We start from the raw sequence: 23,625 nt of genomic DNA, 5'->3' as shown, positions 1-23,625 counted from the left end.
GGATACGCGGGCGGCCGCTGGGGCGTTCCCACCCCGCGAGGGCATCTCTTTGCCGGGACGGGATGAAAGGGAGACGTGATGCCGCTCTATCTGTCGAGGTTCAGCTACACGCCGGAGACCTGGGCCAGGCTCATCAGCCACCCCGAGGACCGCGCGAAGGCCGCTCGGTCGTACATCGAATCCGTCGGCGGCAAGCTGCACGGCTTCTGGTACGCGTTCGGCACCCGCGACGGCTACAACCTGTGGGAGGCCCCCGACAACGTCTCCATGGCCTCGGTCGCCCTGGCGATCAGCGGAGGCGGCGCACTCAGCTCGTTCGAAACGACGGTGCTCCTGACCGTCGACGAGACCCTGGAGGCCCTGAGCAAGGCAGGGCAGATCCAGTACCGGCCTCCCGGCGCGTAGCCGTCAGACAAACGCGCAGGTCAGAGCGCTTCCTTGTTCTCCCTGGGCCCCTCGCCCGACTTGCTCACCGGGGGCAGAACGCTCCACGGGAAGTTGATCCAGTCATCGGTGCGCTTCCACACGTACTCGCACTTCACCAACGAGTGAGACTTCTCGTAGATGACGGCGGAGCGGACCTCGGCGACGTGGTCCAGGCAGAAGTCGTGGACCAGCTTGAGCGTCTTGCCGGTGTCGGCGACGTCGTCGGTGATCAGGACCTTCTTGTCGGAGAAGTCGATGGCGTTGGGGACGGGCGCCAGCATGACCGGCATCTCCAGGGTGGTCCCCACGCCGGTGTAGAACTCCACGTTCACCAGGTGGATGTTCTTGCAGTCCAGGGCATAGGCGAGTCCGCCGGCCACGAAGACGCCGCCGCGGGCGATGGAGAGCACGACGTCGGGCTCGTAACCGTCATCGGCGATCGTCTGGGCGAGCTCGCGGACGGCGGTGCCGAAGCGCTCGTAGGTGAGGTTCTCCCGTACGGCGCTCATACCTGGGTCCGGTGGAAGTTGAGGAAGGAGCGGGAGGCGGTGGGGCCTCGCTGGCCCTGGTAGCGGGATCCGTAGCGCTCACTGCCGTACGGGGACTCGGCCGGCGAGGTGAGGCGGAACATGCACAGCTGGCCGATCTTCATACCCGGCCACAGCTTGATGGGGAGCGTGGCGAGGTTGCTGAGCTCCAGGGTGACGTGCCCGGAGAACCCGGGGTCGATGAAGCCGGCGGTGGAGTGGGTGACCAGTCCGAGGCGGCCCAGGGAGCTCTTGCCCTCAAGCCTCGACGCGAGATCGTCGGGCAGGGAGATGACCTCGTAGGTGGAGGCGAGGACGAACTCACCGGGGTGCAGGATGAACGGCTCGTCCCCCTCGGGCTCCACGAGCCGCGTGAGGTCGGCCTGCTCGATGGAGGGGTCGATGTGGGGGTACCGGTGATTCTCGAACACCCGGAAGAAGCGGTCGAGCCGTACGTCGATGCTCGACGGCTGCACCATGGATTCGTCGTAGGGATCGATCCGTACCCGCCCGGCGTCGATCTCGGCCCGGATGTCCTTGTCTGAGAGAAGCACGTCCCGAGGATACGCAAGGCGCGCGGACCGGCCACCATCGGACGGCACCGCGCGCCTGCTTCCACTCCCTGCCGCTACTGCTGCTTCTCCAAGGTCACCGGCACGACGCTGCGAAGCCGGGCACACCGTGGACACCGGACCAGTCGTCCGGGACCGAGCCGCTCGGCCTGCTGCATCGGGAACGAAGCGGTGCTGAACACGTGCCCATCGGCACATCGGACGACGGTGCGCTCCATCAAGTCCTCTGGATCCCTTCCCCAAGAGCCGCACCCGGCTACTGCCCGCCGGGCGACGAAAGGCCACATTACGGGATGAAAGGGACGGCCCTCCAGGCGGCACTCCGGTCCCGCCCGAACCCTCTCCCAGGCCCCCACCGTACGCCCCAACTCCGGCCGCCCGCAGCCGCATCCCGCCCCTGAAACAGCGTCAGACCCCGCGGTCCGAGCACCGGGGGTCTGCCATGAGGTACAGTGAGCGAGCATTCGACACCGACCGCAGTCGGAGTCTTACGCGGGTGTAGTTTAATGGTAGAACATCAGCTTCCCAAGCTGAGAGCGCGAGTTCGATTCTCGTCACCCGCTCCATGTGAAACCCCCAGGCCAGAGGCCCGGGGGTTCTTTGTTGTCTAGACCGGTGCACGGGGCGCGCACCATAACCGCACCATTAGCTCTCGGCGACCTCTTCATTGTGGTGCGCGGGGTTGCCCTTGTGGTCGCGCGCTCGGCGCGGACCAGGTCATCGAGGCCGGCGGCCACCTCGTGCTGTCGCTCCTGGTCGGAGTGCTGATAGATCAGCGCGGCTTTCTCGGAGGACTGTCCCGCGCGGACCATCGTGTCCTTGAGGGTGGCCCCGGACCGGGTCGAGAGGGTGTGTCCGGTGTGACGAAGGTCGTAGAAGCGAAAGCCGTCTGGGAGACCGGCGGCAGCACGAGCGCGTCGCCACTTCCGGCCGAAGGAGGTTCGACGGAAGGGGGCACCCTTCTCACCGACGAACACCAGGCCATCGGGCCCCTTCTCGGCGTACCAGGCGAGATGCCGCTTCAACTCCTTGTGGAGAAAGGCGGGGAGGACGACGGTACGAACGCCCGCATCGGACTTGGTCTCGCCAGGGGCGCGCTTGCCGTTGGTGCGCTCCGGCTCGGCGACGCGGACGCGGATGACGAGGCTGTCGGCGTCGACGTCTCGGCGACGGAGGCCCGCGAGTTCTTCGGGGCGCATCGGGCCGTAGGCGCCGAGGTAGACCATCAGACGCCAGCGGATGCCGATCGCGTCGGCGAGGGCGTCGACCTGGGCGACGGTGGCGATACGACGTTCGGCGGCTGACTCCTTCCCCGCGCCCTTGATTCGGCACGGATTGCGGCTGATCAGGTCGTCGTCGACGGCCGTCTCCAGGATGCCTTTGAGGAGGCGATACGCCTTGGCGACGGTTGTCTTGGCTTCGGTGGTGCGGAGCCGTTCGGCACGCCACTCGCGGACGCGGGGTGCGGTGATCTCGTCCAGGTCGAGAGGGCCGAAGGTCGGGAGGATGTACAGCCGGAGAAGGTGCTTGTACAGGTCCTCGGTACGAACGGCCAGCTCCCGCTCCTCGACCCACTTCTCGGCGTAGACACCGAAGTTGACTGCTCCAGCGTCGGGAGCGCGCCAGTCTCCTCGGGTGAGATCTGCCTCGACCTGAGACAGCCAGACCTCCGCGTCCTTCTTGGTCTCGAACGTCTCCTCCGCGCGGATGCGCTCACCGTCAGGACCGAGGTACGAAGCCGTCCAACGGCCGGACCGGTACTGCCGAACGGCTCCGAAGCGGCGACGTCTCCCCTTCTTGTTTGCCATCAGGCCACCCGCCGGAGTGCAGTGCGCCGGAGCCTGATCGGCTCGACGGTCCGGGACCGTATGAACTCCTCGACCGCGCTCTCCGGGATGCGCACATGCCGGCCGACCTTCACGTACCGGATGCGCCGCTCCTCGATAAGCCGCCGGGGGAAGCGGGCGGTCGTGCCAAGCAGCTCGGCAACCTGGTCGACCGAGAGATGACGGTCGATGGTCATGTGGTGGGTTCTCCTTCCGTTCCGGGCGCGGGTGCGAGGGAGGCCGCGAGCCAGGTCTCGGCAGCGCTGAGGCCGGTTCCGGCGAACACCCAGTGAGCGAGGACGAGCGTGGCTTCGCCGTCCTGCGGGACGGGCGGGGAGGTCTGGGCACGGCGCCATTCGGCGCGGGCGTCGCGGAGGGCGCCGAGGGTGGTGGAGTAGCGGCGGGACTTGGTGGAGAAGTGGCCGCGGAAGCCGAGCATGTGGGCCCAGGCCCGTAGGCGAAGCTTGGCCAGCTCGGGGCGCGCGCCGAGCTCCCAGGCGGTGCGGATCATCCGTCGGGCGTGGTCGGTGATCCGCGCTTGGGCCAGTTCGGCGAGGAATCGGATCGGCCGGTCCAGGGTGCCCGTCGCCGTCTCCGCGCCCTTGGTGGCGTACTTGGCGACGTACGCCGCTACGGCCCGATCGGTCAGCTCCTGACCGTCGCTGAAGTCGGCGGAACGGATCGGGCGGACATCGATCTGACGGCCGAAGACGAAGCGGTGCGTACGGCCGTCGATCTCCGGTCCGTCGATGCGCGCAGCGGTGGCGGCGGCTTTGATGGCATCGGCGAGCAGTTCGGCGGACGCCCACGGCGGGGGCGTGGTGTCGCCTCCCTCGGGGCCGTCGAGGCGGATGACCGCGTGGAAATGGACCGCCCCGCGCTTCTGGTACTCGGCCACCTTCGCGAAGGAGAGCCTGGCGTGGTGCCGGAACGCCCGCTGCGTGAGGCCAGCGCGCTTTGCGACCTCCCGGCGCAGGTAGATCGAGAAGCGCCGCCACAGGGCACCGGCGTGCGCGTTCCAGAGGACGGCCGCTTCGTAGTCGTAGGTGTCCAGGTCGAGGGGCGAGCCGAGCGCCGGGTCTCCGTCGTCGTGCCGGATGCCGCAGCGACAGTCCCGCCCGCCTGAGGGGCGGTTGTGGACCGGGCCGAAGCTCGGGGCGGTAAAGGTGGCGAAGACGCGTGGGTGGGTGCCGACCTGTTCAGGGGTTCCCTTGCCGCCCCGCAGTCCGGCGGTGATCAGGTGGAAGGTGTCGCGGCGGTACGTCTCGGCGCAGGCCGCGCAGCGCGTGGCACGGCGGTTGTTGCAGCGGATGAGGAGCTGTCCGGCGGGCAGCGTGGCGGAGTCCAGGTGGCGCAGGACGTTGCCGATCTCGCCGGTTGCCGTGTTGACGGCGTACTCCGTGCGATGGCCGTCGAGGCGGACGGGCTGCGTGCAGCCGCCCAGGCCGGAGAGTTGGCGGCCCAGCTCGGGCATGGTGCCGAGGGAGGCCAGCATGGAGAGTTCCGCCAGTGGGGGCGGAGTCTGCCGGGTGATGATGGGAGTTCCTTTCGGCTGTTTCGGCGGTTGGGAGGGACGGCCCCGGGGCGGCGGGATGCTTGGCGGCTTGTTGCCGCCCCGGCGGCCGGTCAGCGCTTGTTCGCGCCGTTGAAGAGGGAGCGCAGGACCACGGAGGCGATGGCCACGGACACGGCCGATATGGCGACGGCCGCCAGGAGCGCGGTGAGCACGACACCGACGACGACCACGGCCGCGACGGCCCCCACGTACGGGGCGACCGGACCTCCGGCGGCAGGAGCCGGGACGTGGTTCTGCGGAACGTGCGTGGTGATGCTCGGGACGTACGGGGTGTCAGGCAGTTTGGGGCGGAACATCACGGGACTCCTTCTCACTTGTTGGTGCCGTTGACGACGTCGACCCCGGAGCGCGTACCGGACTCGATGGCGGGGGCCACGAAGGTGTCGGAGAGCCAGAAGCCGAACAGCGCGATCACGACGGCGACCCAGAGGCGGACGCCGAGGAACTTGATCGCGGTCCAGGTGACGACGCCCAGGACGAAGACGAGCGGGAGCGAGACGGTCACGGCGTTCTCTCCTCAGCGGACGGGGCAGCGGTGGGTGCGGGCGGCCAGCTCGGCGGCGGCGCGGCTGTCGTAGTCCGTGGAGAAGCCGCAGCGCGGGGCGGTGCAGGCGGCGGTGTGTTTCTCGTGGCCCCGGCCGTCGTAGTACGTGCCGACCTGGACGGGGCCGATGCGGACGACGTTGCGGAAACGGCGGTTGGTGGGCATCAGGCGATCTCCTTCTTCGTTTCGCCCGTGAAGTCGGTGATGTGGTCGGCGAGCCAGCGCAAGATCTCGTCGCTCTCGTAGCGGTCGGCGGCGAGGATGACCGGTTCGGCGATCAGTACGGCTTCGGTGAGGCGGTGCTGGCGGGTCAGCTCGGCTGCGCGTTTCAGCGCGCGGAGCGTGGTCGGGCGCATGCGGGGAAAGTCCTCCGGGTTCAGGTGAGTTGTGTGGCGATGGCTTCGGCGAGCGGCATCGGGACGCCGAGCCGGGCGCGAAGCGTCGTGGTGTCGATGGCGGTTCCGGTCCGTGCGCGGTGTTCGTCGGCGACCTTGCGAGCGAGGGCGACAAGTGCCGGCGGGACGGGAGCAATTGAGGGCGGAGCCGATTCCGGCTCCCGAATGGGCAGTTCAGGGACGGAGAGAGACGGGATCGCGTGTTCCTCCACTGCCGGTTTCTCTTGGGGCGTCGCCGGTCCATGAGCGAGGAGCGTTCCGCCGAGGAAGGCGACAGCGGGCCATCCGGCGACGAGGATGCGCAGCCAGGCCGGTACGGCGTCCAGGTCGAGCAGTCCGGCGGTGGCGACGTTGGCGCCCAGAGACGCGGTCAGCGCGACCAGGAACCAGCACCACCCGGCCGCTCTCGCCCCGCCGGAGCGCAGTCGCTGCCAGGCCGCCACCAACAGCAGATCGACGGAGACCGGGTAGGCCCACGCCTTCCATCCGTGCTGACCGGCAGCCGAGGCCAGGTCGTGCAGGTGGGCGAACGACAGCGCGGCGGCGATCAGGGCTTGGACGAGGACAGCGTCGATTCGGACGGGCAGCCTCATTACTGCCCCTCGCCCAGCTCCTGGTCGCCGTCGCCGTCGGACATGGCGGCGGCATAGGTTTCCAGCGCCTTGACGTAGTCGGCGCAGGCGGCGGCCAGCTCTCGGGCAAAGGTCAGGTGATCGGCGATCGGGACGTGGTCGAAGGCCGAGACGGTCAGGGTGTGGTCCTCACCGTCCAGGGCGAGGATCGGGGCATTGCGCGTGCCGTACTTGCTGAGGCGAACGGTGGTGTGGGTGTCCGCGTAGAAGGACATCGAGGCAGTCACGAGGATTCCTCTCCTGTTTCAGGCAAGGCGGAGGTAGGGACTTGGCGGCGGACGGCCGCGAGGCAGTGGGTTACTCGGTGACCGGGCGAGGAGCCGTCAGCGGCCCGGAGTCCTGCGCAGGCATGGGCGGGACGTAGGGCCGGAAGGGCGTGAGAGCCGGTACGTCCGGGGCAAGGTGAGCCGTTTCCCGGCAGATGGCCGCTGCATCGGCGAGGGAGAGATAGGGAGTGCGGATGCGGGACCAGCCGCCGGAGGTGTCGCCGACGACGGCCAATCCGGGCAAGTTGGCGGCGATGGCGCAGGCGGCGTGGACCGCCTCGGGGGCGATGTCGCCGAGCGCCATCTTCGCGGAGGCTTCGTCGTTGACGCGGTGGCAGACGCGGCCGGTCAGCTGCGCGCGGAGCATGGTCGCTCCCTTGCCCAGTTCGGCGCCGAAGCGCTGCCCGCATACCTCCAGGTAGATCCCGGCCGCACGGCCGAGCTGGGCGAGGCGGATGAGCTGAGTGACCATCTCGTCCCGCCGTTCCTCCTCCTTCCTGGTGGCGACGAGGAAGAGTTCGGCCACTTCATCAATGAACAGGACGACGGGAGCCGGTCGTTCGCTCTCGGGGAGCCCCCAGACGTCCGAGGTGATCAGCTCATCGGGCGTACCGGGCGCGATGCCCTGCCGAGCCTTGATGAGGTCGTATCGGTCCTCCATCTCCTTCACGAGGACGGGCAGCAGGTCGGCCGCCTGGTCCGGGTCGGTCGCCAGCGCGGACAGGCGAGGCGCGAACGGCGCCAGTTCGACCCCCCGCTTGCAGTCGATGCCGACCAGGACCACGGGCTGAGCCGCAAGGCCAGTGAGCAGGTTCCGCAGGTACATGGACTTGCCGGACAGGGTGGCGCCGAGGACGAGTTCATGCGGGACGGCGCGGAAGTCGCGTACGACCGCGGTTGCGTCCTCCCGCAGAGCCACGGGTACCCGGAGGTGTCCGCTGTCGGTCCGGCGTGGCATCCGCACCTTCCGCAGGACATCGAAGCCAACGAGCCGGAGTTCGACGACACCGGGCTTGACGTCCCGGACGTACACGGCGTGTACGCCCCAGGCATGCCGGAGCCGCTCGGCCGAGGCCGCCACGTCCGCCGGTTCCTGGCCCGGAGCCAGCCGAAGCCGGATCCGAAGGCCGGTCGCGGTAGGCCGGATCATGCCCCGGCGGGGCGGGACGGGCCGTACGTCACGGCGAGTGGTCGCCTTGACGGCCAGCGCCCGCCAGCGGGACGGCTCGACAGTCAGGCCGCACGCGTCCATCGTCGAGGAGTACGAGGCCACGAGCCGGACCACCGAGACCGGCAGTCCGACCGTGGACCAGTACGCCCGCCGGGTGGGCGTGCCGGGCAAAGGCCGCGCCGCCTAACGCAGCGAGCGCCCCGCCCAGCTCGGCCAACGTCACCAGGTCGGTCATGCCGGTCAGCCCGCCTGAGCCAGCGGGAAGGCACCGGGAGCAATGGCCGTAGCCCGATAAGCGATGCCGTGCCGCTGCTGACCGTTGAACACGCTCTCCCACGGACGGGCAACGAGCCCCGGCAGCGAGACCGGAGCACCGACGGTCAGTCCGTCCGTCACACCGCTCTCGGGAATAGTGACCTGGACCAGCGACGACTCGCCCTCGTCGATGTAGACGACGCCGACGGTCATCAGCGCCTCTGACCGGCAGACCGGTGAGATCGCCAAGGACGCCGTGAGCGGTCAACAGACTGCCCGACGCGCCGGAAGCTTACGGGGCCATGATCACTCGCGCCAAAGCAGCTCCAGTCCAAAGTCGTTCCACCGACCTCTGGGAGAGCGCGCTACTTCGTCCAACATCACCAACTGCGCATGATCCGCGCGATCGCCCACGTTTTGACACCTATGTCTGGGCTGACAACAGTGGAATTGACTTCTCGGGGCGAGTGACGTGCACCGATCGGAGGTCGACGATGCCCACTACCGACCGCAGCCACGCTCTGGATCACGTGGTCGCTCTGATGTTTGAGAACCGGTCGTTCGACAACCTGCTGGGGCAGCTGTATGAGCCGGGCGAGGTGGCCAGCTTCGAAGGGGTCCTCGGGAGGGAGCTGTCGAACCCCATCCCAGACTGGGCCGAGGACCGCTCAGGCCGGCAGGCCATGCCGTTCGGGGTGGCTGACACGATGGACACACCGAACCCGGATCCGGGCGAGGAGTACCAGCACGTCAACACCCAGTTGTTCGGTGTGATCGACCCGGACGGCAATCGGGGAGTACTGGCCGAGCACATGGCCGCCCCCTTCAACGCTCCTCCTCCGGGGCGTACGCCAACGATGGACGGCTTCGTCGCCGACTACATCAGTGCGTTCTGGGCGGAGATGGGCCGTCAGCCGAAGTTCCAGGAGTACGCGCAGATCATGGCCGGGTACACCCCGGATCAGCTGCCTGTGACGTCGACGCTGGCGCGCGGATTTGGCACGTTCGATCACTGGTTCGCGGAGGTGCCCTCGCAGACGTTCACCAACCGATCGTTCTTCCACGCCGCGAGCTCGTCGGGCTTCGTCGTCAACGCCCCATACTCCACGTTCCCGCTGGAGAACACGGCGGAGACGGTCTTCGAGCGGCTGGAGGCCCAGGGCCTGGCCTGGCGGGTCTACGTGGACGCGCCGAGCCCGATCCCGTTCACCGGGCTGATCCACGGCCCACGGCTGCGGGAGCGGTTCGCCACACACTTCGTCACCACGGACCGGTTCCTGGAAGACGCCGCCGCCGGCACACTGCCGACCTACTCGTTCATCGAGCCCAACCTGTGGCACGGCCACAACGACATGCACCCGCCCGAGTCCGCCCTGCTCCAGGGGATCCCCTTCGACGCCCCCTCGTCCCTGCTGGGCGGCGAGGCACTGCTGGACAAGATCTACAACGCGGTCCGTTCGTCGACCTCATCCAACGGGTCGAACGCCTTCAACACGCTGCTGATGGTCGTCTTCGACGAGCACGGCGGCACCTACGACCACGTACCCCCGCCGGCCGCCGTCCCCCCTGCCCCCGGCGCACAGCCCGGGCAGATGGGCTTCACCTTCGACCGGCTCGGAGTCCGCCTGCCCGCAATCGCGATCTCCGCGTGGGTACCTGCTCAGACCGTCGTCAACGGTGTCCACCACCACACGTCCGTGATCCGCACACTCCGCGAACGCTGGAACCTCGGCAGCCCTCTCACGTCCCGGGACGCCGACGCCCCCGACCTGGCCGCCGTCCTGAGCCTCGACCGGCCACGCGACCCGCAGGACTGGCCCGACGTCGCTGCCCAGCCGGTCCCCGAGTTCAATCAGGCCATGGTCCCCCCTGAGGCGCCCCTCAACCCGCTGGCCACCGCCATGTTCCACGGCTACCTCGCACTCGTCGAGCAGCTGGGCGCCACCGTCCCAGCGATCGGCGACGAGGCCCGGCTGAAGGGACGCGAAGCGATGGAGATCGTGCACGAGACCGCACACACGCTCTTCCCCGGCCTCCGGCCATCGACAAGCTGACCAGTCCAGACGGGAACGTCGGAGCCTTCCTTCGGGCCGCCCTCGGGCCGTGGAAGGGTACTCAACGATGACCGGCACCGACAGCCATCGACAGCTCAGCCGCAGGTCAGAGCGTCACCCGGATGCGCAGGCGCAGGTCAGAGACCCGGCTCTTCACTTTTTCGGCTACTGATCGCCCGCGGCGGCACTTGACTCAGACCTTGAGACTCCACCGAGCTACATCCGTCGACTTCCGACTGAGCCATACAGAGCCCATTCACGCACGCCTGAGCCCGCACCGGGGAAGCGTGAACACTTCGCCCGATTTTCAGAATGGTGAGGACTGGGAGACAATCGACCCTATGGCAGACAGCACTCTTTGGGTCGCTGCTATAACAGGCGGAACTGCGGTCGTCGCCAGTTGGATGACTGGACAGTATACGACACGTGCCGCTCGCGAGCAAGCACAGTGCTCCGCAGATGCTCACCGTCAGGAAAAACTCAGAGAGATTCAACGGACGGCATACTTGGATCTAATTCAGCATGCACAATCTCTGGCCCCTATGGAGCGCAACATTTCCGAGCTCATCGAGCTGCCAGCCAGCGAAGAGCGCACGGCGGAGCTGAAGAAGCAGATAGTCGTGGCCCATAAGGCGCGCTTCGATTTTCTGGCCCTCAAGCGTGTGATCTTCCTTGAGGGTGCACCTCAGGTGAAAAAGTGCGCCGATGAACTGGATCACCTTTTTCGTGATTACTGCGTAACCTTGGAGCAAGCAATTAATGGCGATGAAGGCGCGCCATATCGACTGGATCTCCTGTACAAGCAAGGAGATGAGGCACTACAACGCCTCATCCTCGAAGCAGGAAGATCCCTCCACTCCATGTAGTGCTCGCCGGGCCGCCTCTGGGCTGTCCGAGGGCAGCCAACGACCACAGACGACGACAGTTGCCGACCGCTCTCCGCCTACTCAGAGACGGCACGCTGGGTACCGTGGCAGGCGCCAATCCCCGAAGGCAAGCTGAGGAAGTTCACGGGTTCCCCGTGCCACGCCCGTGCCAGATCCAGCGGGGAGCCACGGGGAACGGCAGTGGCCGGCGGGTAACTACCCCTCGATCCGCCCATGTGGACAGTTCGCAGGTCAGAGCAGCAGTCGCCCCACCTCGCTCCTAAAGTGGTTGTCCAGCCCGCTCACCGAGGCCGCACCCATTGGAACTCTTCGGCCGGGATGGTCTCCAGCGGGTCTCAGGGTCGATCGCTTGGTCTGTCAGGAAGCCGTGCTCGTCCTCCAGGTGCTCCCAGCTGCACCGGTGGAGTTGGCCCCCCACCGCTTTGAGACGGTCGGGCCACATGTGCCCGTACGGGGGCGAGCTGTCGCCCGGCATGCGCCGTCTGCTCGTCGATTTGCAAGCCGCCCCGCTCCAGCCCGCGTGAGCAGCCCTCATGCCAAGTCCCCGCCTACGCTGCCGCAGGCGGGGACTCCGCCCTGTGTGTTAGTTCCTCCGGCGACGCCCCTGCGCATAGGGGCCGTGGCGATCATGTTCCCGCCATTCCTCGTCACGGGGGTCGCGGTCTTCGCCGTCCGCGTTGTCTCCCGGAGTCGAAATGTGTTCCCCATTGTTGACCTTGGCCAGCAGCGAGGCGAGGGGATCAGGGGGATCGTCGCTGAAGCGATCGGAGCCGCGCTCGGGCGGCGGCTCCGGCTCTATCCTGTCGTGACGCGACCGTGATGCACCGCTCATGAGCAGCCCCCTCCGGCTCACTGAGATGTACTCGAGATCCTTCCCTGGAAGGTCGCGGGCAACCCGACTTCGACCTTGCCAGTGCTGTGCCATCCTGCCGCAATCCGACCGCCTTTGGACACACTCCAGACCTCAACTGCTGTCCGTACCTTGTGCGTTGGCTTCGCTGGCGAGGCTGGGAATGTGCGCCGTCAACGCCGGAAGGCCTCGCGGTTCCGATTGATCGCGCAGACGCAGCACGAACGACAGCACGGGGTCGTTGTCGAGTAGTCCGTGGCTCAAGGCAGACGTACAGATCGGACGGCCGATCCCGTGCCAGACACGTGCCAGATCGTGCGGGGAACCACGGGGAACGGCGGGGACCATGCCACCGGTCAGTCAGGCCCCGCACCCGCTCCGCCGCAGTTCAGCCAAGCAGCCCCCCACCGAGAACCCAAGCTTCCCAAGCTGAGAGCGCGAGTTCGATTCTCGTCACCCGCTCCACTTCGAACCCCCAGGTCGTCGACCCGGGGGTTTTGTTGTTCCAGACCGGCGGCCGGGATGCGCGCCACAACCGCACCATTGGCTGCCGGTGACCTCCCCGTCGGGGTGCGCGGGTCCCTCGGGACCATCCTCAGGGTGCTTCGCACGCTCTCCATGGGCCCAGTCGTCAAGGCCGACGACTACCTCGCGCTGCCGCTCGTCCGCCGGCCACCCGACCGATCCGCCCCCCGTGGCCCGGTGAGGGTGAAAATATGGGCGACTCGGAAAGGGGAACGAGGGCCGAGTTGGAAGAGAACAGACGCATAGCCCTGCTCATCGGGGTGCGTGAGAATCCGGGAGCGGAGCACCTTCTTCCCTCTCTGGCCGCGGCGGTCGACGCGGATCTGCACGTGCTGGGCGCTTCCCTGGAGGGCAGTGGCTACGGGGTAGAGATCCTCCTGGATCCCACCCGCAACGCGATCACCGAACGTATCTCCGCCCTCTTCGCGAGCGCACCCCCTCACAGCACACTGCTCCTCTACTACACCGGGCACGGCATCCGGATCGGCACCTCCGAGTACTTGGTGCCCTCCGACGCCTGCGCCCATGCCGACCGCACCGACGGCGCGGCCGGGTGGGAGCAGCCCCACGTGCGCGAGTCGCTCCTGGAGGCCGACATCAGCCGTTATCTGGCCAACTGCTCGGCCGGCACCGTGCTGTGGTTGATAGACGCCTGCCGCTGGACCGGGGCCGACCAAGGAGCCGCCTTCGGCAGCAATGTCGTCAAAGGTCCCCCACACAGCGGTTTCGCCATGATGACAAGCCGCGGCCCAGGTGAACACAGCGGCTTCGCAGAGGCAGGCAGCTTCTTCACGTCGGCGCTCGCCCGGGCCTTCGACCCGCTGACCGAGGCCACGACCGTGGCGCAGGTGTACGAGAAGACCAGACGCGATACCCAGGCCCTCGCCCTACGGGCTCAGGCCGACCCGCAGAAGGTCCTGATCCGCTATGGCAACGATCTGGCGGAGCAGACCAGAGCCTCGCCCACTTTCAGGTCTGCCTGTCGGAACTGGCCGCGCAGGCTGCCCGCCACGTCCACCGTGCTCAGGAACGGCTGCCCGATCCATGGGCCGACGAGGACTACGCAGTACGGCTGCTGACCGACCGCCTCCCACAACTCCTGCCCAACGACGCTGAGCTGTCCGCCTTGGAGGTCACCTCGCTGATCGCCGGTGTCCTGCTGCACGAGACGGCCTGGGCCGAGCGGTTGAGCCAGGCCGCCGAGTTCCGTCCGCACGTCGTGCGGCGCTGTGCCGAGGCCGACGACCGGCGACGGCACTACGAACAGATCACCGAGCACTACCCCCAGGTCACCGAGAAGCTCGCGGACTGGTACCTGTGGCTGGCGGACCCCGCGGACGACCGCCACGCCGTCACGCTGTGGCTGGTCCACCGCTGGATCGAGGAACGGTTCTCGACCGATGAGGAAGCCGTGCCCGCGGTGCTGGCCGACGGCTTCGTGGCCCGCCTCCTCGACGTGGCGCCGTCGATGACGGGCCAGCCGCTCGGCGGCCGGGCGGAAGCACTCTCCACGGCGCTGCGCACGGTCGCCGCGGGCCTCGCCGTCGGAGCCCCCGCGGAGGACCAGCGGCTGCCGCCGGACCAACACGTCATCCGCAGAACACCGTGGCACTTACGGGCACGCCCCCTCGCAGCGCTGCTGCGGCGCGCGGGGCTGCTCGCCTTCGACGCGCGTTGTCTCCCGGAAGTCCTCGCCGAGCATCTCGCCGTCTCCGATCCGGTAATGCCGAGCGAAGTGGTCACCGTCCTCCGGGACGCCTTCTGGTACCTCGACCAGGACGGGAGCACTCAGTATCTGCATCTGGACGCGCTCTGCCCTCATCCGGCGATCCACGCGGCGCTCGCCTCGGTCGTCGAGGACGCCGACGACCTCGGGCACCTGCTGCGGGAGTCGGTCCGCCGCCTCCCGCACGATGAGGCCGCGCTGCTGCGCGGACTCCCCGCGCGGCTGTCCGACCACCGTCTCCGGCCCGACCGCGAGCATGGCATGGACGCGTACGACGTTCCGCTCGCCAGGTTCTCGCTGGCGCAGACGGAGATCCGCCGTCTCCTCATGGGCGAGCAGCTGTACGAGGGCGAGCCCGAACTCGCCCTGCGGGAGCTGTACCAGAACGCCATGGACGCCTGCCGCTACCGGGAGATGCGCGTCCGGTACCTACGGGATCTCGGCCGGGAACCGGCGGAGTGGGCCGGCCGGATCCGCATCGAGGTGGGCGAGGACAGCCGCGGTCATTACGTCGAGTGTGTGGACACCGACGGCCACCCCACGCTGCCCTGGGCTGCCACCATCGAACTGGCTGCGGAGTCGGACACGTCCGTGTGGGGGGCCGAGCGCGTTCTCGCCCGCGAGGCGGAGCGCCTCGGAGTGGCCCACCGTCGGCGCTACACCGAGCGCTCCTCCGGACGTGACGTGGTCCCCTCACCCGACACGGGAAACCTCGTACGGTGGCTGCACCAGGAGCACATCCGCCTGGAGGAAGGCGTCTCGCTCCGGGACCTCGCCTGCGTCCGCTCGCACGAGACCTCGTCCGACGAACTGTCCTGGTACCTGGACGAGTTGAGGGAGACCTCGGTCGATCTGCCGGACGCGGCAGAACTGCTGCGCGCCTGGGACGATCTGGCCGACGCCGAGCAGATACGCATTCTCCGGGGAGGACCCCAGCTGGGAAGGTGCCGACTATCCCGTGCCGGCGACCTCAGCCGTGCTGTTCACCGGAAGCCGGCGGCTCCGGCAGCAGTTGTCGGTGCTGTGGAACACCGCGCAGCGGGAAGCCCAGAACCTGGGGTTGGGCGCCGAACTCGTGGCCCCAGGCCCGCCAAAGCTGCTGAGGAAGTTCGTCCCGACGTGGGACGAGGTCGCCGCGCTGGTCGACGAAGGCATGCGCGAGGACGTGGACTATGAGTGGTTCGAGACCGCTCGCTGGATCCCGCTCACCGCGCATCGGCTGGTGGGCTACGCCCGCGCACGCACGCTCGGTGTCCGGGCGGCGTACCGGGCTCTGGCGCCCTTGCGGGCCATTGGCGCTCTCGTACCGGAACTGACCGCCGAGGCAGAGGCGGCACTGCCCGACGAGGTGCCCACCGTGCACGATGCCGTGGCGGTCGACCCGGCGTACCGCGTCTCCGAGCCCGGCACCCCGCTGCTGCCTCTCGACCTGGTCAGCATCGCGGGGCGGCTCGGTGAATCGGTACGACACACCTGGCAACGGCGCATCACGCCGTACCTCTTTTGCCGAACTCGCCCGTGAACTGGAGTTCACCAGGCTTCCGGAACTGCGCAGACAGGCGGAAGGGTGGCGTAACGGCCTCACGGGACTCACAGCCCTGCTCGCGGTCCTCGTACTGCTGAAGGGACGCGACAACCTCGGCGACCTGCCGGGCTCGGCCCGCGCGACCGCCACCGGGCTACTGATGACCGCCTTCGTGCTGTTGGTCACGGGCTCACTCCTGGCCGCGCGAGCCGCCCACGGATCCTTGGAGCGAGAGGTCCTCCTGGGTGGGCAGGCTCTGCGCCGCTGGACCGAACAGGAAGTGGCCCGAGTGACACGAGCACTGGCTTGGGCCCGCCTGTCCTGCATCCTCGGAGTGATCCTCGTCGTCGGCGCGCTCATGGTCGCATGGGTGACGACCCGTGATTCCGGCACGCAACCGGTGGTGGTGCGGACGAACACGGATGTGGTGTGCGGCGAGTTGATCCTGGCAGACCGGCATCACGTGGAGATCAGCTCCGAGACGGACGGCGAAGTCTCCTTGCCATGGGCAGCCGTGGTGAGCATGACACCTGGCAAGACCTGCGACGGAGTCCCGTAGCGTATTGCCGTGAACGCACGAAGAGGGTCCCGCGTCAGAGCGGGAGGTCGTCGGGGAGTACCCGGAACGCCTTGTAACGGCCCAACGGACGTACGACCCGGAAGTCTCGTCGGTCGAGGGTGAGAATCGCGTCCGTGTCGTAATCGGCGGCAAGCGCCACGTTCACCGCGTCGGCGAGGTCGAGGTCAAGCGCGCGATAGCGGACACGGACGGACTGGGCAGCGCCCAGGTGGTCCTCCGTGATCTCCGGCAGGACCACACGACCCCGGCTCATCCAGCGCCGCAGGTCGTCGACCGCGCTGACGGCAGCCTCCCTGCCGAGCTCACGCGTCGCCACGTGATCCAGTTCGGCCAGCAGGAGCGGGGACATGACCAGCAGGCCCGCCGCCATGATGGCCTCGTTCGCCGCCTGGTGTTCCGGGTGAGCCGAGTCCAGGGCTGCCAGAAGGCCGGACGTATCGGCGATGACAATGATCACGCGGCGGATCCGGAGCCCGAGCCTGTCTCACGCCGGACGGCCTCGGCGACCGTGTCACGGACCTCCGACTTGGGCAGCGTGCGCCCCGGCCCCTCAAACGTGCGCGAGAACAGCGGCTCGTCCCACACTCGGTTCGCCATGGCCGCAAGGTGGATGCCCTGGCGGATGATCTCGGCCTCGCTTATGCCTCGGCGCTTGGCGGCCTCCTTGATGATCGCCAGGTCCTCGGGGTCCGCGTAGACATTGGTGCGCTTCATGGACATGTACCAAGAGTAGTCCATGTACCGGATTGATGTATCCGGACAGACGGACAGACGGACAGCCGGAGGCCGAACTGGCAGTCCTCCCGATGTCCGTCGCTCCATCCACGGTCAACAGCGGTGCAATCTGACCCGCACGACCGCCTCAAGGACCGGGTGGCTGCGCTGGTCAGGGCGGCCGAGTCGCTTGCGGGCAGCGGCAGTTCAGGCGATGGGGGACCTCGTCAGGTGTCCGGCGAGCGTGGCTGCGAACTCCTCGGCTCGGGACAGTTGGGTGCGCAGGTCCTCGACCCGGCGCTGGGCGGCCTGTTCGAAGCCGCGGATCCGCTCCAGCAGTTCCGCGCGCTCCTCGGGGGGCAGTTCCAGGCCGGAGTCGAGCCGGTCGGTGGCGTCGAGCAGGGCGCGCATCTCGTCGAGGGTGAAACCGAGCGGCTTCATCCGGCGGATGACCATCAGGCGGGCGACGTCGGACTCGGTGTAGAGGCGGAAGCCGCCCTGGGAGCGGGCGGAGGGGAGGACGAGGCCCGTGTCCTCGTAGTGCCGGATCGTGCGCAGCGACAGCTCGGTCCGTGCGGCGACCTCGCCGATCTGCATGTGCTCGCTGCTCACGCGGGGTGCCTTCCTCGTCTCTCGCCACGGCCGCGGACGGCCGGCGCCGATCTCTACCCTAACGTCAGGGTAGAGTTGCTGGGCGTCGGGTCGCTGCCCCGGCAGCCGTGCCGGGGCCGACGGAGCCCCCAGCGAAGATCCTTGTCCGCGGAGGAGAGCGTGCGCATGTCCGCGATGCCCGGCGTCGCCGCTGTCTGTCCGCCGTGACCGTGAGCCTTCGCCCTGACGCAGCGCCGATTCCCTCGCGGATCGCCTGACCGCTGCGCCCGGACCTCGTGGGGGACTGTCCGGCCCGCCACTCCTTCCCGCGCGCCCGCCGTGATGCCGGGTGTGCCCGAGCACGACAGGTTCTCTTCGTCTTGCCTTCCTCCGCACCGTCCCCGGCCGCCCGGCTGTCCGACCCGAGGGTGCTGCGCACCGAGGTGCTCGCCGGTCTGGTGGTCGCCCTCGCCCTGGTCCCGGAGGCGATCTCGTTCTCGGTGATCGCCGGGGTCGACCCCGCGATCGGCCTGTTCGCCTCGTTCACCATGGCCGTGACCACCGCCGTCGTCGGCGGCCGACCGGCCATGATCTCCGCGGCCACCGGCGCCGTCGCCCTGGTCATCGCCCCCGTGAACCGCGAGCACGGCTTCGGCTACCTGATCGCCACGGTGATCCTGGCCGGTGTCCTCCAGATCGCCCTCGGCGCCCTCGGCGTGGCAAGGCTGCTGCGGTTCGTGCCGCGCAGCGTGATGGTCGGCTTCGTCAACTCCCTCGCCATCCTCGTCTTCATGGCCCAGGTGCCGGAGCTGACGGACGTGCCCTGGCCGGTCTACCCCCTGCTCGCCGCGGGCCTGGCTCTGCTGGTGTTCCTCCCGAGGCTGACCAAGGCGGTCCCGGCGCCCCTGGTGTCGATCGTCGTCCTCACCGTCATCACCGTGGCGGCCGGTATCGCGGTGCCGACCGTGGGCGACCGGGGCGAGCTGCCGTCCGCCCTGCCCGTGCCCGGGCTGCCGGACGTGCCGTTCACCCTGGACACCCTGACGACGATCGCGCCGTACGCGCTGGCGATGGCGCTCGTCGGCCTGATGGAGTCGCTGATGACGGCCAAGCTGGTCGACGACATCACCGACACCCGCTCCTCCAAGACCCGCGAGTCCGTCGGTCAGGGTGTGGCCAACATCGTCACCGGGTTCTTCGGCGGCATGGGCGGCTGCGCCGTGATCGGCCAGACGATGATCAACGTACGGGTCTCCGGCGCCCGGACCCGGCTGTCCACCTTCCTCGCGGGCGCCTTCCTGATGGTGCTGTGCGTCGTCTTCGGACCGGTCGTCTCCGACATCCCCATGGCCGCGCTCGTCGCCGTGATGATCATGGTGTCCTTCGCGGCCTTCGACTGGCACTCCATCGCCCCGAAGACCCTCAGGCGGATGCCGGCCGGAGAGACCACCGTCATGGTCGTCACCGTCGCCTGCGTGGTCCTCACCCACAATCTCGCCGTCGGTGTCGTCGTCGGCTCGATCACCGCGATGGTCGTCTTCGCCAAGCGCGTCGCCCGCTTCGCCGAGGTCACCGCCGTCACCGATCCCGACGGCACCACGGTCGTCTACCGGGTCACGGGCGAGCTGTTCTTCGCCTCCGCCAACGACCTCGTCGGTCAGTTCGGCTACGCCACCGATCCCGACCGGGTCGTCGTCGACCTGTCGGCGGCCCACATCTGGGACGCCTCCTCCGTGGCCGCCCTGGACGCCATCGAGACCAAGTACGCCCAGCGCGGCAAGACCGTCGAGATCATCGGGCTGAACGAACCGAGCGCCCGCATCCACAAGACGCTCAGCGGCGAACTCACCGGCAGCCAGTAGCCCGTCCGCCCGGGGCCGTCGTCAGAGCACGCCCACCAGCACGATGACCAGCGCCGGTACGGCGATGAAGACCGTGCCGATGTAGACCGCCAGGACCCAGCGGTGTTCGGAGGCGACGCGGGCCAGCTTCTCGGCGCAGAACAGGGGGACGGGGCGCAGGAACGGGATCACGTAGATCGCGATGATGGCGAAGAGGTTGTAGATCAGGTGAACGAAGGCCGCCTGGAGGCCGATCTTCGCGTCCTGGCCGACTCCTGCGAACGCCGCGAAGACCACCGTGAAGGTGGTGCCGAGGTTGGAGCCGACGACCACGGGATACACCTGTGCCGGGGTGAGGATGCCCGTTCCGGCGAAGGGGACCAGGACGGATGTGGTGATGGTCGAGGACTGGGTGACGACGGTCACGCCCATGCCCGACGCCATGGCGAGGTAGGCGTTGCGGCCCACGGCCTTGATCAGGATGTCGCGGGCCCTGCCGACCATGAGGAGTTTGAGCAGGGTTCCCAGGTAGCGGACGGCGACCAGGATCAGCAGGGCGCCGATCAGGATGGTGAAGAGGGGGCCCAGTGAGCTGCTGACGTGCGAGGTCGCCTGGATCACTCCGTGTTCCACCGGCCTGGTGGCGGCGCGGACGAAGTTGAAGTGGGCCGGGTTCGGCAGCCAGTCCGTGTCGTACAGCGCATCGGTGAGCGACTCGCTGATGTGCTGCAGCGGATGCCAGATCAGCTCGATCGGGAAGAAGATCAGCAGCGCGAGCCAGTTGTAGAAGTCATGGACGGTCGAGGCGCCCAGCGCCCTGCGGAACTCCGTGCGGTTGCCGATGAAGGTCAGGGCGACCAGGCTCGTCGTCACGGTGGTGCCGACGTTCGCGCCCAGGATGATCGGGATCGCGCCCTCGATGGGCAGCGCGCCCGAGCCCACGGCGGTGACGGCGACGGCCGTCGTCGTGGTCGACGACTGGATCAGGACCGTGCCGAGGATGCCGACGCTCAGGCCGACCCACGGGTGCTCGGCGAAGGCGAACATGGTGTGCGCCGCGTCGCTGCCCAGGCCCGCGAAGCCTCGGCTGATGATGCTCACGGCGCAGATCAGCAGGTAGATCAGGCCGACGACACCGCACCAGCCGAGGGCCTTGGTCCATGCGGGGAGGTGGATGGCTTCGGTGTCGCTCTCGGCCGCGTGGGTCTTGAGCGCCGAGCCGCCGGAAGGAGTTCGCCCGGGTTCGTCTCCCTTGTCGTCCCCGCTGTCCGGCCCGCTGTCGGATGTGGCTTCCGCCATGAACCAAGGCTACGAGCACCTGACCAGGGGCGCGCGCGGCCTGGCGCCGTACGTGTGGGACGACGGCCGGGGTGGCGCACGGGACCGGCGCCCCGGTCACCCGCTAGCTGCCGCGCCTCGCCCCGCGGGCCATGAGCTTGCCGAGTTCCCACAGCACCAGGAGGGCCACGGCGGACAGCAGGGCCCAGCCGAACTGGCGGATGTCGAGCTCGGTCGTGCCGAGGATGCGGCGGAAGCCGTCCATCTGGGTCGCCAGCACCGCGAGCACGAACTGGGCCAGCGCCACCCAGTTCATCTGCTTGCTGTCGAACGTGCTCGGGGTCAGCACCGAGTCGGTCTCGCTGCGGCACTCGAACGCGGCCACGATCAGGCAGAGCGCGAACGCCGTGAACGCCGTCGACTGGCCGATCGCCTCGCTGTCGTAGCGCTCGGTGCCCAGCTCGATCAGGCCGAGCAGGATGAGCGTGATGGCCAGGCCGGCCAGGCCGACCGTCAGCAGCACGGGCCTGGTCAGGACCGATTCGCCCCTCGGGCGCGGGGTGCGGCGCATCAGTCCCGGGCTCTCCTGGTCGAAGCCGAGGGCGAAGCCGAACGAGGCGTTGACCACGAAGTGGATCCACAACACCTGGGGCGGGGTGAAGGGTTCACCGGCCGCGATGTTGAAAATCGTGGCGCCCAGGAAGGTCAGCACGAAGGTGACCAGCAGGAGCAGAACGAAGCGGATGTACTTCGTCAGGTTGTCGTAGAGCTTTCGGCCCTGCTCCACCGCGTACACGATCGTCGCGAAGTTGTCGTCGGAGAGGATCATGCGGCCGGCGTTCTTCGCCACGTCCGTGCCGCTGCCCATGGCGATGCCGATGTCGGCGGACTTGATGGCGGGGGCGTCGTTGACGCCGTCGCCGGTCATCGCCACGACGTCGCCCTTCTTCTTTAGCGTGTCGGCGAGCAGCACCTTGTGCTCCGGCGCGACCCGCCCCACCACCCCTATGCCGTCGATACGGGCCAGTTGCTCGTGCTCCGGGAGCGCGGCGAAGTCGGCGCCCAGGACGGCCTCCCCCGGGATCCCGAGCTGCCGGGCGATGGCGGCGCCGGTGGTGACGTCGTCGCCGGTCACCATGCGGACGCGGATATGGGCGGCCTGGGCGCTCGCCACGGCGGCCCGGGACTCCTCGCGCGGGGGGTCGACCATGCCGACCAGGCTGGTCATCCGCAGGTCGGTGACGTACCCGAGCAGGTCGGCGTCGGGGTCGAAGGCCGCCGGGTCCAGGTCTCTCGTGGCGGCCGCCATCACCCGGCGGCCCTCACCGCCCATGCGTTCGCCGGCCTCGTCGGCGCGCCGCGCCAGGGCGGCGTCCCACGGGACGGTCGCGCCGGCCGAGAGCGCGGTGGTCGCGCGGGCCGTCACCGCCGGGGCCGCGCCCTTGACGAAGCAGCGCACCACCGGCCGGCCGGTGTCGTCGACGGTGGAGTTGAAGGTGGCCATCAGCTTGTAGCCCGGATCGAACGGCAGCGTGGCGAGGCGGGGCAGCCGTTCGCGGGTGGCCTCGATGTCGAGGCCCGCCTTGTGCGCCAGGACGAGGAAGGCGCCCTCGGTGGGGTCGCCCACGACCTCGCCCTCCACCAGCTTGGCGTCGTTGGCGACGAGGTACGGCAGGATCGCGTCCTCGATGCCCGGGGCGGAGCCCGCGGCGTGGTGGACCTTGCCTTCGAGGCCGTAGCCCATGCCCGAGACGGTGTAGCGGTCGGTGGGCGTCAGGACCTCGACCGCCGTCATCTGGTTCATCGTCAGGGTGCCGGTCTTGTCCGAGTTGATCGCCGACGTGAACGCCAGGGTCTCGACCGACGGCAGCTCCTTCACGATGGCGTTGCGCTTGGCCAGGTTGAGGCTGCCGACGGAGAGGATCGCCTGGGTCACCGTCGGCAGGGCCTCGGGAATGGCGGCGATGGCGAGCGAGACCGCGCTGACGAACAGGGCGTCCCACGCCTGGTCGCGGCTGCGGCCGAGCGCGAACATCACGATCATGGTCAGGCCCGCGGCGCCGGTGATCCACAGGGTCAGCCGGTCCAGCTCCCTGGTGAGCGGCGGCTCCTCCTTCTCGGTCGCCGACAGCATCTCCGAGATCTTGCCGAGCTCCGTGTCCCGGCCGGTCCCGGTGATGACGAGGACTCCGCTGCCGTGCGTGACCGGGGTGTGCATGAACGCCATGTTCGACTGGTCCCCGGGGCCCAGCGGGGCGTCCGGCAGCGTCACGGCGTCCTTCGCGGCGGGGACGCTCTCGCCGGTGAGAGCCGACTCGTCGATCTGGAGCGCATGGGCCTCGATGATCCGTCCGTCCGCCGGGACCTGGTCCCCGGCGGAGATGAACACGACATCGCCCGCGACCAGTTGTTCCGCCGGGAGCTCCGCCTCGGCCGCGTCCCGCCGTACCCGGGCCGTCGCCGTCATAAGGGACTTCAGCGCGTTCATCGCGCTTTCGGCCTTGCCCTCCTGGCGCAGGCCCACGATCGCGTTCAGCAGCGTCAGCACGATGAGCAGGATCGCCGTGCTCCACTCCGCGATCAGCAGGGAGACCACGGCCGCCGCCACGAGGACGAGCTGCATGTAGCTGCGGTACTGCGCGGCGAACCGCCGCCAGGCGGGCGGCGGCTTCTCCTCCGGCAGCGCGTTCGGGCCGTTCGCGGCCAGCAGTTCGGCGGCGCGGGCGGCGGAGAGTCCGGACGCCGGGTCGACGCCGAGCGCCGTCGCCACGTCCTGCGGGGACCGCGCGTACCAGGCTGTCCGCGGAGCACCGGGCCGCCCGGCGGCCGGCTGTCTCGACTGCGTCACCATCGTCAGGTCTCCG

Annotated in this window: 24 protein-coding genes, 1 tRNA gene and 2 pseudogenes; 9 read left to right on the top strand and 18 right to left on the bottom strand. The window is 68.7% G+C overall.

The genetic code is table 11. The features are described 5' to 3' along the window. Nucleotides 1-78 precede the first annotated feature (78 nt). Complete coding sequence (locus STRCI_RS21735; protein WP_269660621.1) at nucleotides 79-405, top strand: GYD domain-containing protein; 327 nt, start codon at nucleotides 79-81, stop codon at nucleotides 403-405. A gap of 20 nt (nucleotides 406-425) precedes the next feature. Here the strand turns inward: STRCI_RS21735 and STRCI_RS21730 are convergent, their stop codons facing one another. Together STRCI_RS21730 and dcd are read right to left on the bottom strand one after the other, a co-directional pair. Continuing rightward, nucleotides 426-935, bottom strand: a complete 510-nt coding sequence (locus STRCI_RS21730; RefSeq protein WP_269660620.1) for a phosphoribosyltransferase — start codon at nucleotides 933-935, stop codon at nucleotides 426-428. After that, a complete protein-coding gene (gene dcd / locus STRCI_RS21725) occupies nucleotides 932-1,507 on the bottom strand; it encodes a dCTP deaminase (RefSeq protein WP_015658996.1) in 576 nt (191 codons plus the stop codon). Before dcd ends, STRCI_RS21730 begins: the two co-directional genes overlap by 4 nt. A gap of 510 nt (nucleotides 1,508-2,017) precedes the next feature. Here dcd and STRCI_RS21720 point away from each other — a divergent pair. Further along, nucleotides 2,018-2,091: transfer RNA gene (locus tag STRCI_RS21720), tRNA-Gly, on the top strand. On the opposite strand, the gene STRCI_RS21715 is transcribed toward STRCI_RS21720, so the two are convergent. The 11 genes and pseudogenes from STRCI_RS21715 to STRCI_RS21665 form a co-directional block, all read right to left on the bottom strand. Further along, a complete protein-coding gene (locus STRCI_RS21715) occupies nucleotides 2,080-3,333 on the bottom strand; it encodes a tyrosine-type recombinase/integrase (protein WP_269660619.1) in 1,254 nt (417 codons plus the stop codon). The genes STRCI_RS21720 and STRCI_RS21715 overlap by 12 nt on opposite strands. Further along, nucleotides 3,333-3,548, bottom strand: coding sequence for an excisionase family DNA-binding protein (locus STRCI_RS21710; protein ID WP_269660618.1), 216 nt, complete (start codon nucleotides 3,546-3,548; stop codon nucleotides 3,333-3,335). The genes STRCI_RS21715 and STRCI_RS21710 overlap by 1 nt, the downstream gene beginning before the upstream one ends. Beyond that, nucleotides 3,545-4,846 carry a replication initiator gene (locus STRCI_RS21705; protein ID WP_269660617.1) on the bottom strand — a complete coding sequence of 434 codons (1,302 nt, stop codon included), beginning with the start codon at nucleotides 4,844-4,846 and terminating at the stop codon, nucleotides 3,545-3,547. Before STRCI_RS21705 ends, STRCI_RS21710 begins: the two co-directional genes overlap by 4 nt. Nucleotides 4,847-4,977: 131 nt before the next feature. Next, a complete protein-coding gene (locus tag STRCI_RS21700) occupies nucleotides 4,978-5,223 on the bottom strand; it encodes a SpdD protein (RefSeq protein ID WP_269660616.1) in 246 nt (81 codons plus the stop codon). Between the two features lie 14 nt (nucleotides 5,224-5,237). Beyond that, a complete protein-coding gene (locus tag STRCI_RS21695) occupies nucleotides 5,238-5,432 on the bottom strand; it encodes a hypothetical protein (protein WP_269660615.1) in 195 nt (64 codons plus the stop codon). 12 nt (nucleotides 5,433-5,444) lie between these two features. Then, nucleotides 5,445-5,636 carry a mobile element transfer protein gene (locus STRCI_RS21690; protein ID WP_269660614.1) on the bottom strand — a complete coding sequence of 64 codons (192 nt, stop codon included), beginning with the start codon at nucleotides 5,634-5,636 and terminating at the stop codon, nucleotides 5,445-5,447. Beyond that, the gene (locus STRCI_RS21685; protein WP_269660613.1) at nucleotides 5,636-5,827 is read right to left on the bottom strand and encodes a hypothetical protein; all 192 of its coding nucleotides are present in this window, start codon (nucleotides 5,825-5,827) and stop codon (nucleotides 5,636-5,638) included. The genes STRCI_RS21690 and STRCI_RS21685 overlap by 1 nt, the downstream gene beginning before the upstream one ends. Nucleotides 5,828-5,847: 20 nt before the next feature. Further along, nucleotides 5,848-6,459 (bottom strand): DUF2637 domain-containing protein, encoded by a 612-nt coding sequence (locus STRCI_RS21680; RefSeq protein WP_269660612.1) that lies wholly within the window; start codon nucleotides 6,457-6,459, stop codon nucleotides 5,848-5,850. Then, complete coding sequence (locus tag STRCI_RS21675; RefSeq protein WP_269660611.1) at nucleotides 6,459-6,725, bottom strand: hypothetical protein; 267 nt, start codon at nucleotides 6,723-6,725, stop codon at nucleotides 6,459-6,461. Before STRCI_RS21675 ends, STRCI_RS21680 begins: the two co-directional genes overlap by 1 nt. A gap of 70 nt (nucleotides 6,726-6,795) precedes the next feature. Then, nucleotides 6,796-8,170, bottom strand: a pseudogene (locus tag STRCI_RS21670) (FtsK/SpoIIIE domain-containing protein). Nucleotides 8,171-8,175: 5 nt separating this feature from the next. Continuing rightward, nucleotides 8,176-8,412: pseudogene (locus STRCI_RS21665) on the bottom strand (SCO3933 family regulatory protein); the annotation flags it as partial. 80 nt (nucleotides 8,413-8,492) lie between these two features. Between STRCI_RS21665 and STRCI_RS21660 the strand changes: the two are divergent. The 6 genes from STRCI_RS21660 to STRCI_RS21635 all read left to right on the top strand — a co-directional run bounded on the left by STRCI_RS21660 (nucleotide 8,493) and on the right by STRCI_RS21635 (nucleotide 16,316). Further along, nucleotides 8,493-10,244: an alkaline phosphatase family protein gene (locus STRCI_RS21660; RefSeq protein ID WP_336298816.1), complete on the top strand. Its 1,752-nt coding sequence runs from the start codon at nucleotides 8,493-8,495 to the stop codon at nucleotides 10,242-10,244. Between the two features lie 341 nt (nucleotides 10,245-10,585). Further along, nucleotides 10,586-11,110: a hypothetical protein gene (locus tag STRCI_RS21655; RefSeq protein ID WP_269660609.1), complete on the top strand. Its 525-nt coding sequence runs from the start codon at nucleotides 10,586-10,588 to the stop codon at nucleotides 11,108-11,110. A gap of 1,620 nt (nucleotides 11,111-12,730) precedes the next feature. Next, entirely contained in the window at nucleotides 12,731-13,585 is an 855-nt protein-coding gene (locus tag STRCI_RS21650; RefSeq protein WP_269660608.1) for a caspase family protein, read from the top strand. Then, nucleotides 13,486-15,408 carry an HD domain-containing protein gene (locus STRCI_RS21645; protein WP_418953471.1) on the top strand — a complete coding sequence of 641 codons (1,923 nt, stop codon included), beginning with the start codon at nucleotides 13,486-13,488 and terminating at the stop codon, nucleotides 15,406-15,408. The genes STRCI_RS21650 and STRCI_RS21645 overlap by 100 nt, the downstream gene beginning before the upstream one ends. Next, a complete protein-coding gene (locus STRCI_RS21640) occupies nucleotides 15,386-15,754 on the top strand; it encodes a hypothetical protein (RefSeq protein WP_269660606.1) in 369 nt (122 codons plus the stop codon). Before STRCI_RS21645 ends, STRCI_RS21640 begins: the two co-directional genes overlap by 23 nt. Next, nucleotides 15,687-16,316, top strand: coding sequence for a DUF3806 domain-containing protein (locus STRCI_RS21635; RefSeq protein ID WP_269660605.1), 630 nt, complete (start codon nucleotides 15,687-15,689; stop codon nucleotides 16,314-16,316). The genes STRCI_RS21640 and STRCI_RS21635 overlap by 68 nt, the downstream gene beginning before the upstream one ends. 34 nt (nucleotides 16,317-16,350) lie before the next feature. Here the strand turns inward: STRCI_RS21635 and STRCI_RS21630 are convergent, their stop codons facing one another. The 3 genes from STRCI_RS21630 to STRCI_RS21620 all read right to left on the bottom strand — a co-directional run bounded on the left by STRCI_RS21630 (nucleotide 16,351) and on the right by STRCI_RS21620 (nucleotide 17,663). Then, nucleotides 16,351-16,794, bottom strand: coding sequence for a PIN domain-containing protein (locus STRCI_RS21630; protein ID WP_269660604.1), 444 nt, complete (start codon nucleotides 16,792-16,794; stop codon nucleotides 16,351-16,353). Then, nucleotides 16,791-17,057, bottom strand: a complete 267-nt coding sequence (locus tag STRCI_RS21625; protein WP_030734427.1) for a ribbon-helix-helix domain-containing protein — start codon at nucleotides 17,055-17,057, stop codon at nucleotides 16,791-16,793. The genes STRCI_RS21630 and STRCI_RS21625 overlap by 4 nt, the downstream gene beginning before the upstream one ends. 201 nt (nucleotides 17,058-17,258) lie before the next feature. Next, a complete protein-coding gene (locus STRCI_RS21620) occupies nucleotides 17,259-17,663 on the bottom strand; it encodes a MerR family transcriptional regulator (RefSeq protein ID WP_269660603.1) in 405 nt (134 codons plus the stop codon). A 359-nt stretch (nucleotides 17,664-18,022) separates the two neighbouring features. Between STRCI_RS21620 and STRCI_RS21615 the strand changes: the two genes are divergently transcribed. Beyond that, on the top strand, nucleotides 18,023-19,504 hold the full coding sequence (locus STRCI_RS21615) for a SulP family inorganic anion transporter (protein WP_269660602.1): 1,482 nt from the start codon (nucleotides 18,023-18,025) through the stop codon (nucleotides 19,502-19,504). A gap of 21 nt (nucleotides 19,505-19,525) precedes the next feature. Here STRCI_RS21615 and STRCI_RS21610 read toward each other — a convergent pair whose 3' ends face one another. Together STRCI_RS21610 and STRCI_RS21605 are read right to left on the bottom strand one after the other, a co-directional pair. Further along, complete coding sequence (locus STRCI_RS21610; RefSeq protein ID WP_269660601.1) at nucleotides 19,526-20,782, bottom strand: Na/Pi symporter; 1,257 nt, start codon at nucleotides 20,780-20,782, stop codon at nucleotides 19,526-19,528. Nucleotides 20,783-20,885: 103 nt separating this feature from the next. Next, a complete protein-coding gene (locus STRCI_RS21605) occupies nucleotides 20,886-23,612 on the bottom strand; it encodes a cation-translocating P-type ATPase (RefSeq protein WP_269660600.1) in 2,727 nt (908 codons plus the stop codon). Between the last annotated feature and the right edge of the window lie 13 nt (nucleotides 23,613-23,625).

It is taken from the genome of Streptomyces cinnabarinus (genome assembly GCF_027270315.1).
Lineage (GTDB): Bacteria > Actinomycetota > Actinomycetes > Streptomycetales > Streptomycetaceae > Streptomyces > Streptomyces cinnabarinus.
The sequence above is the reverse complement of the archived record's forward strand: the minus strand, read 5'-3'. Positions and strand labels throughout refer to the sequence as shown.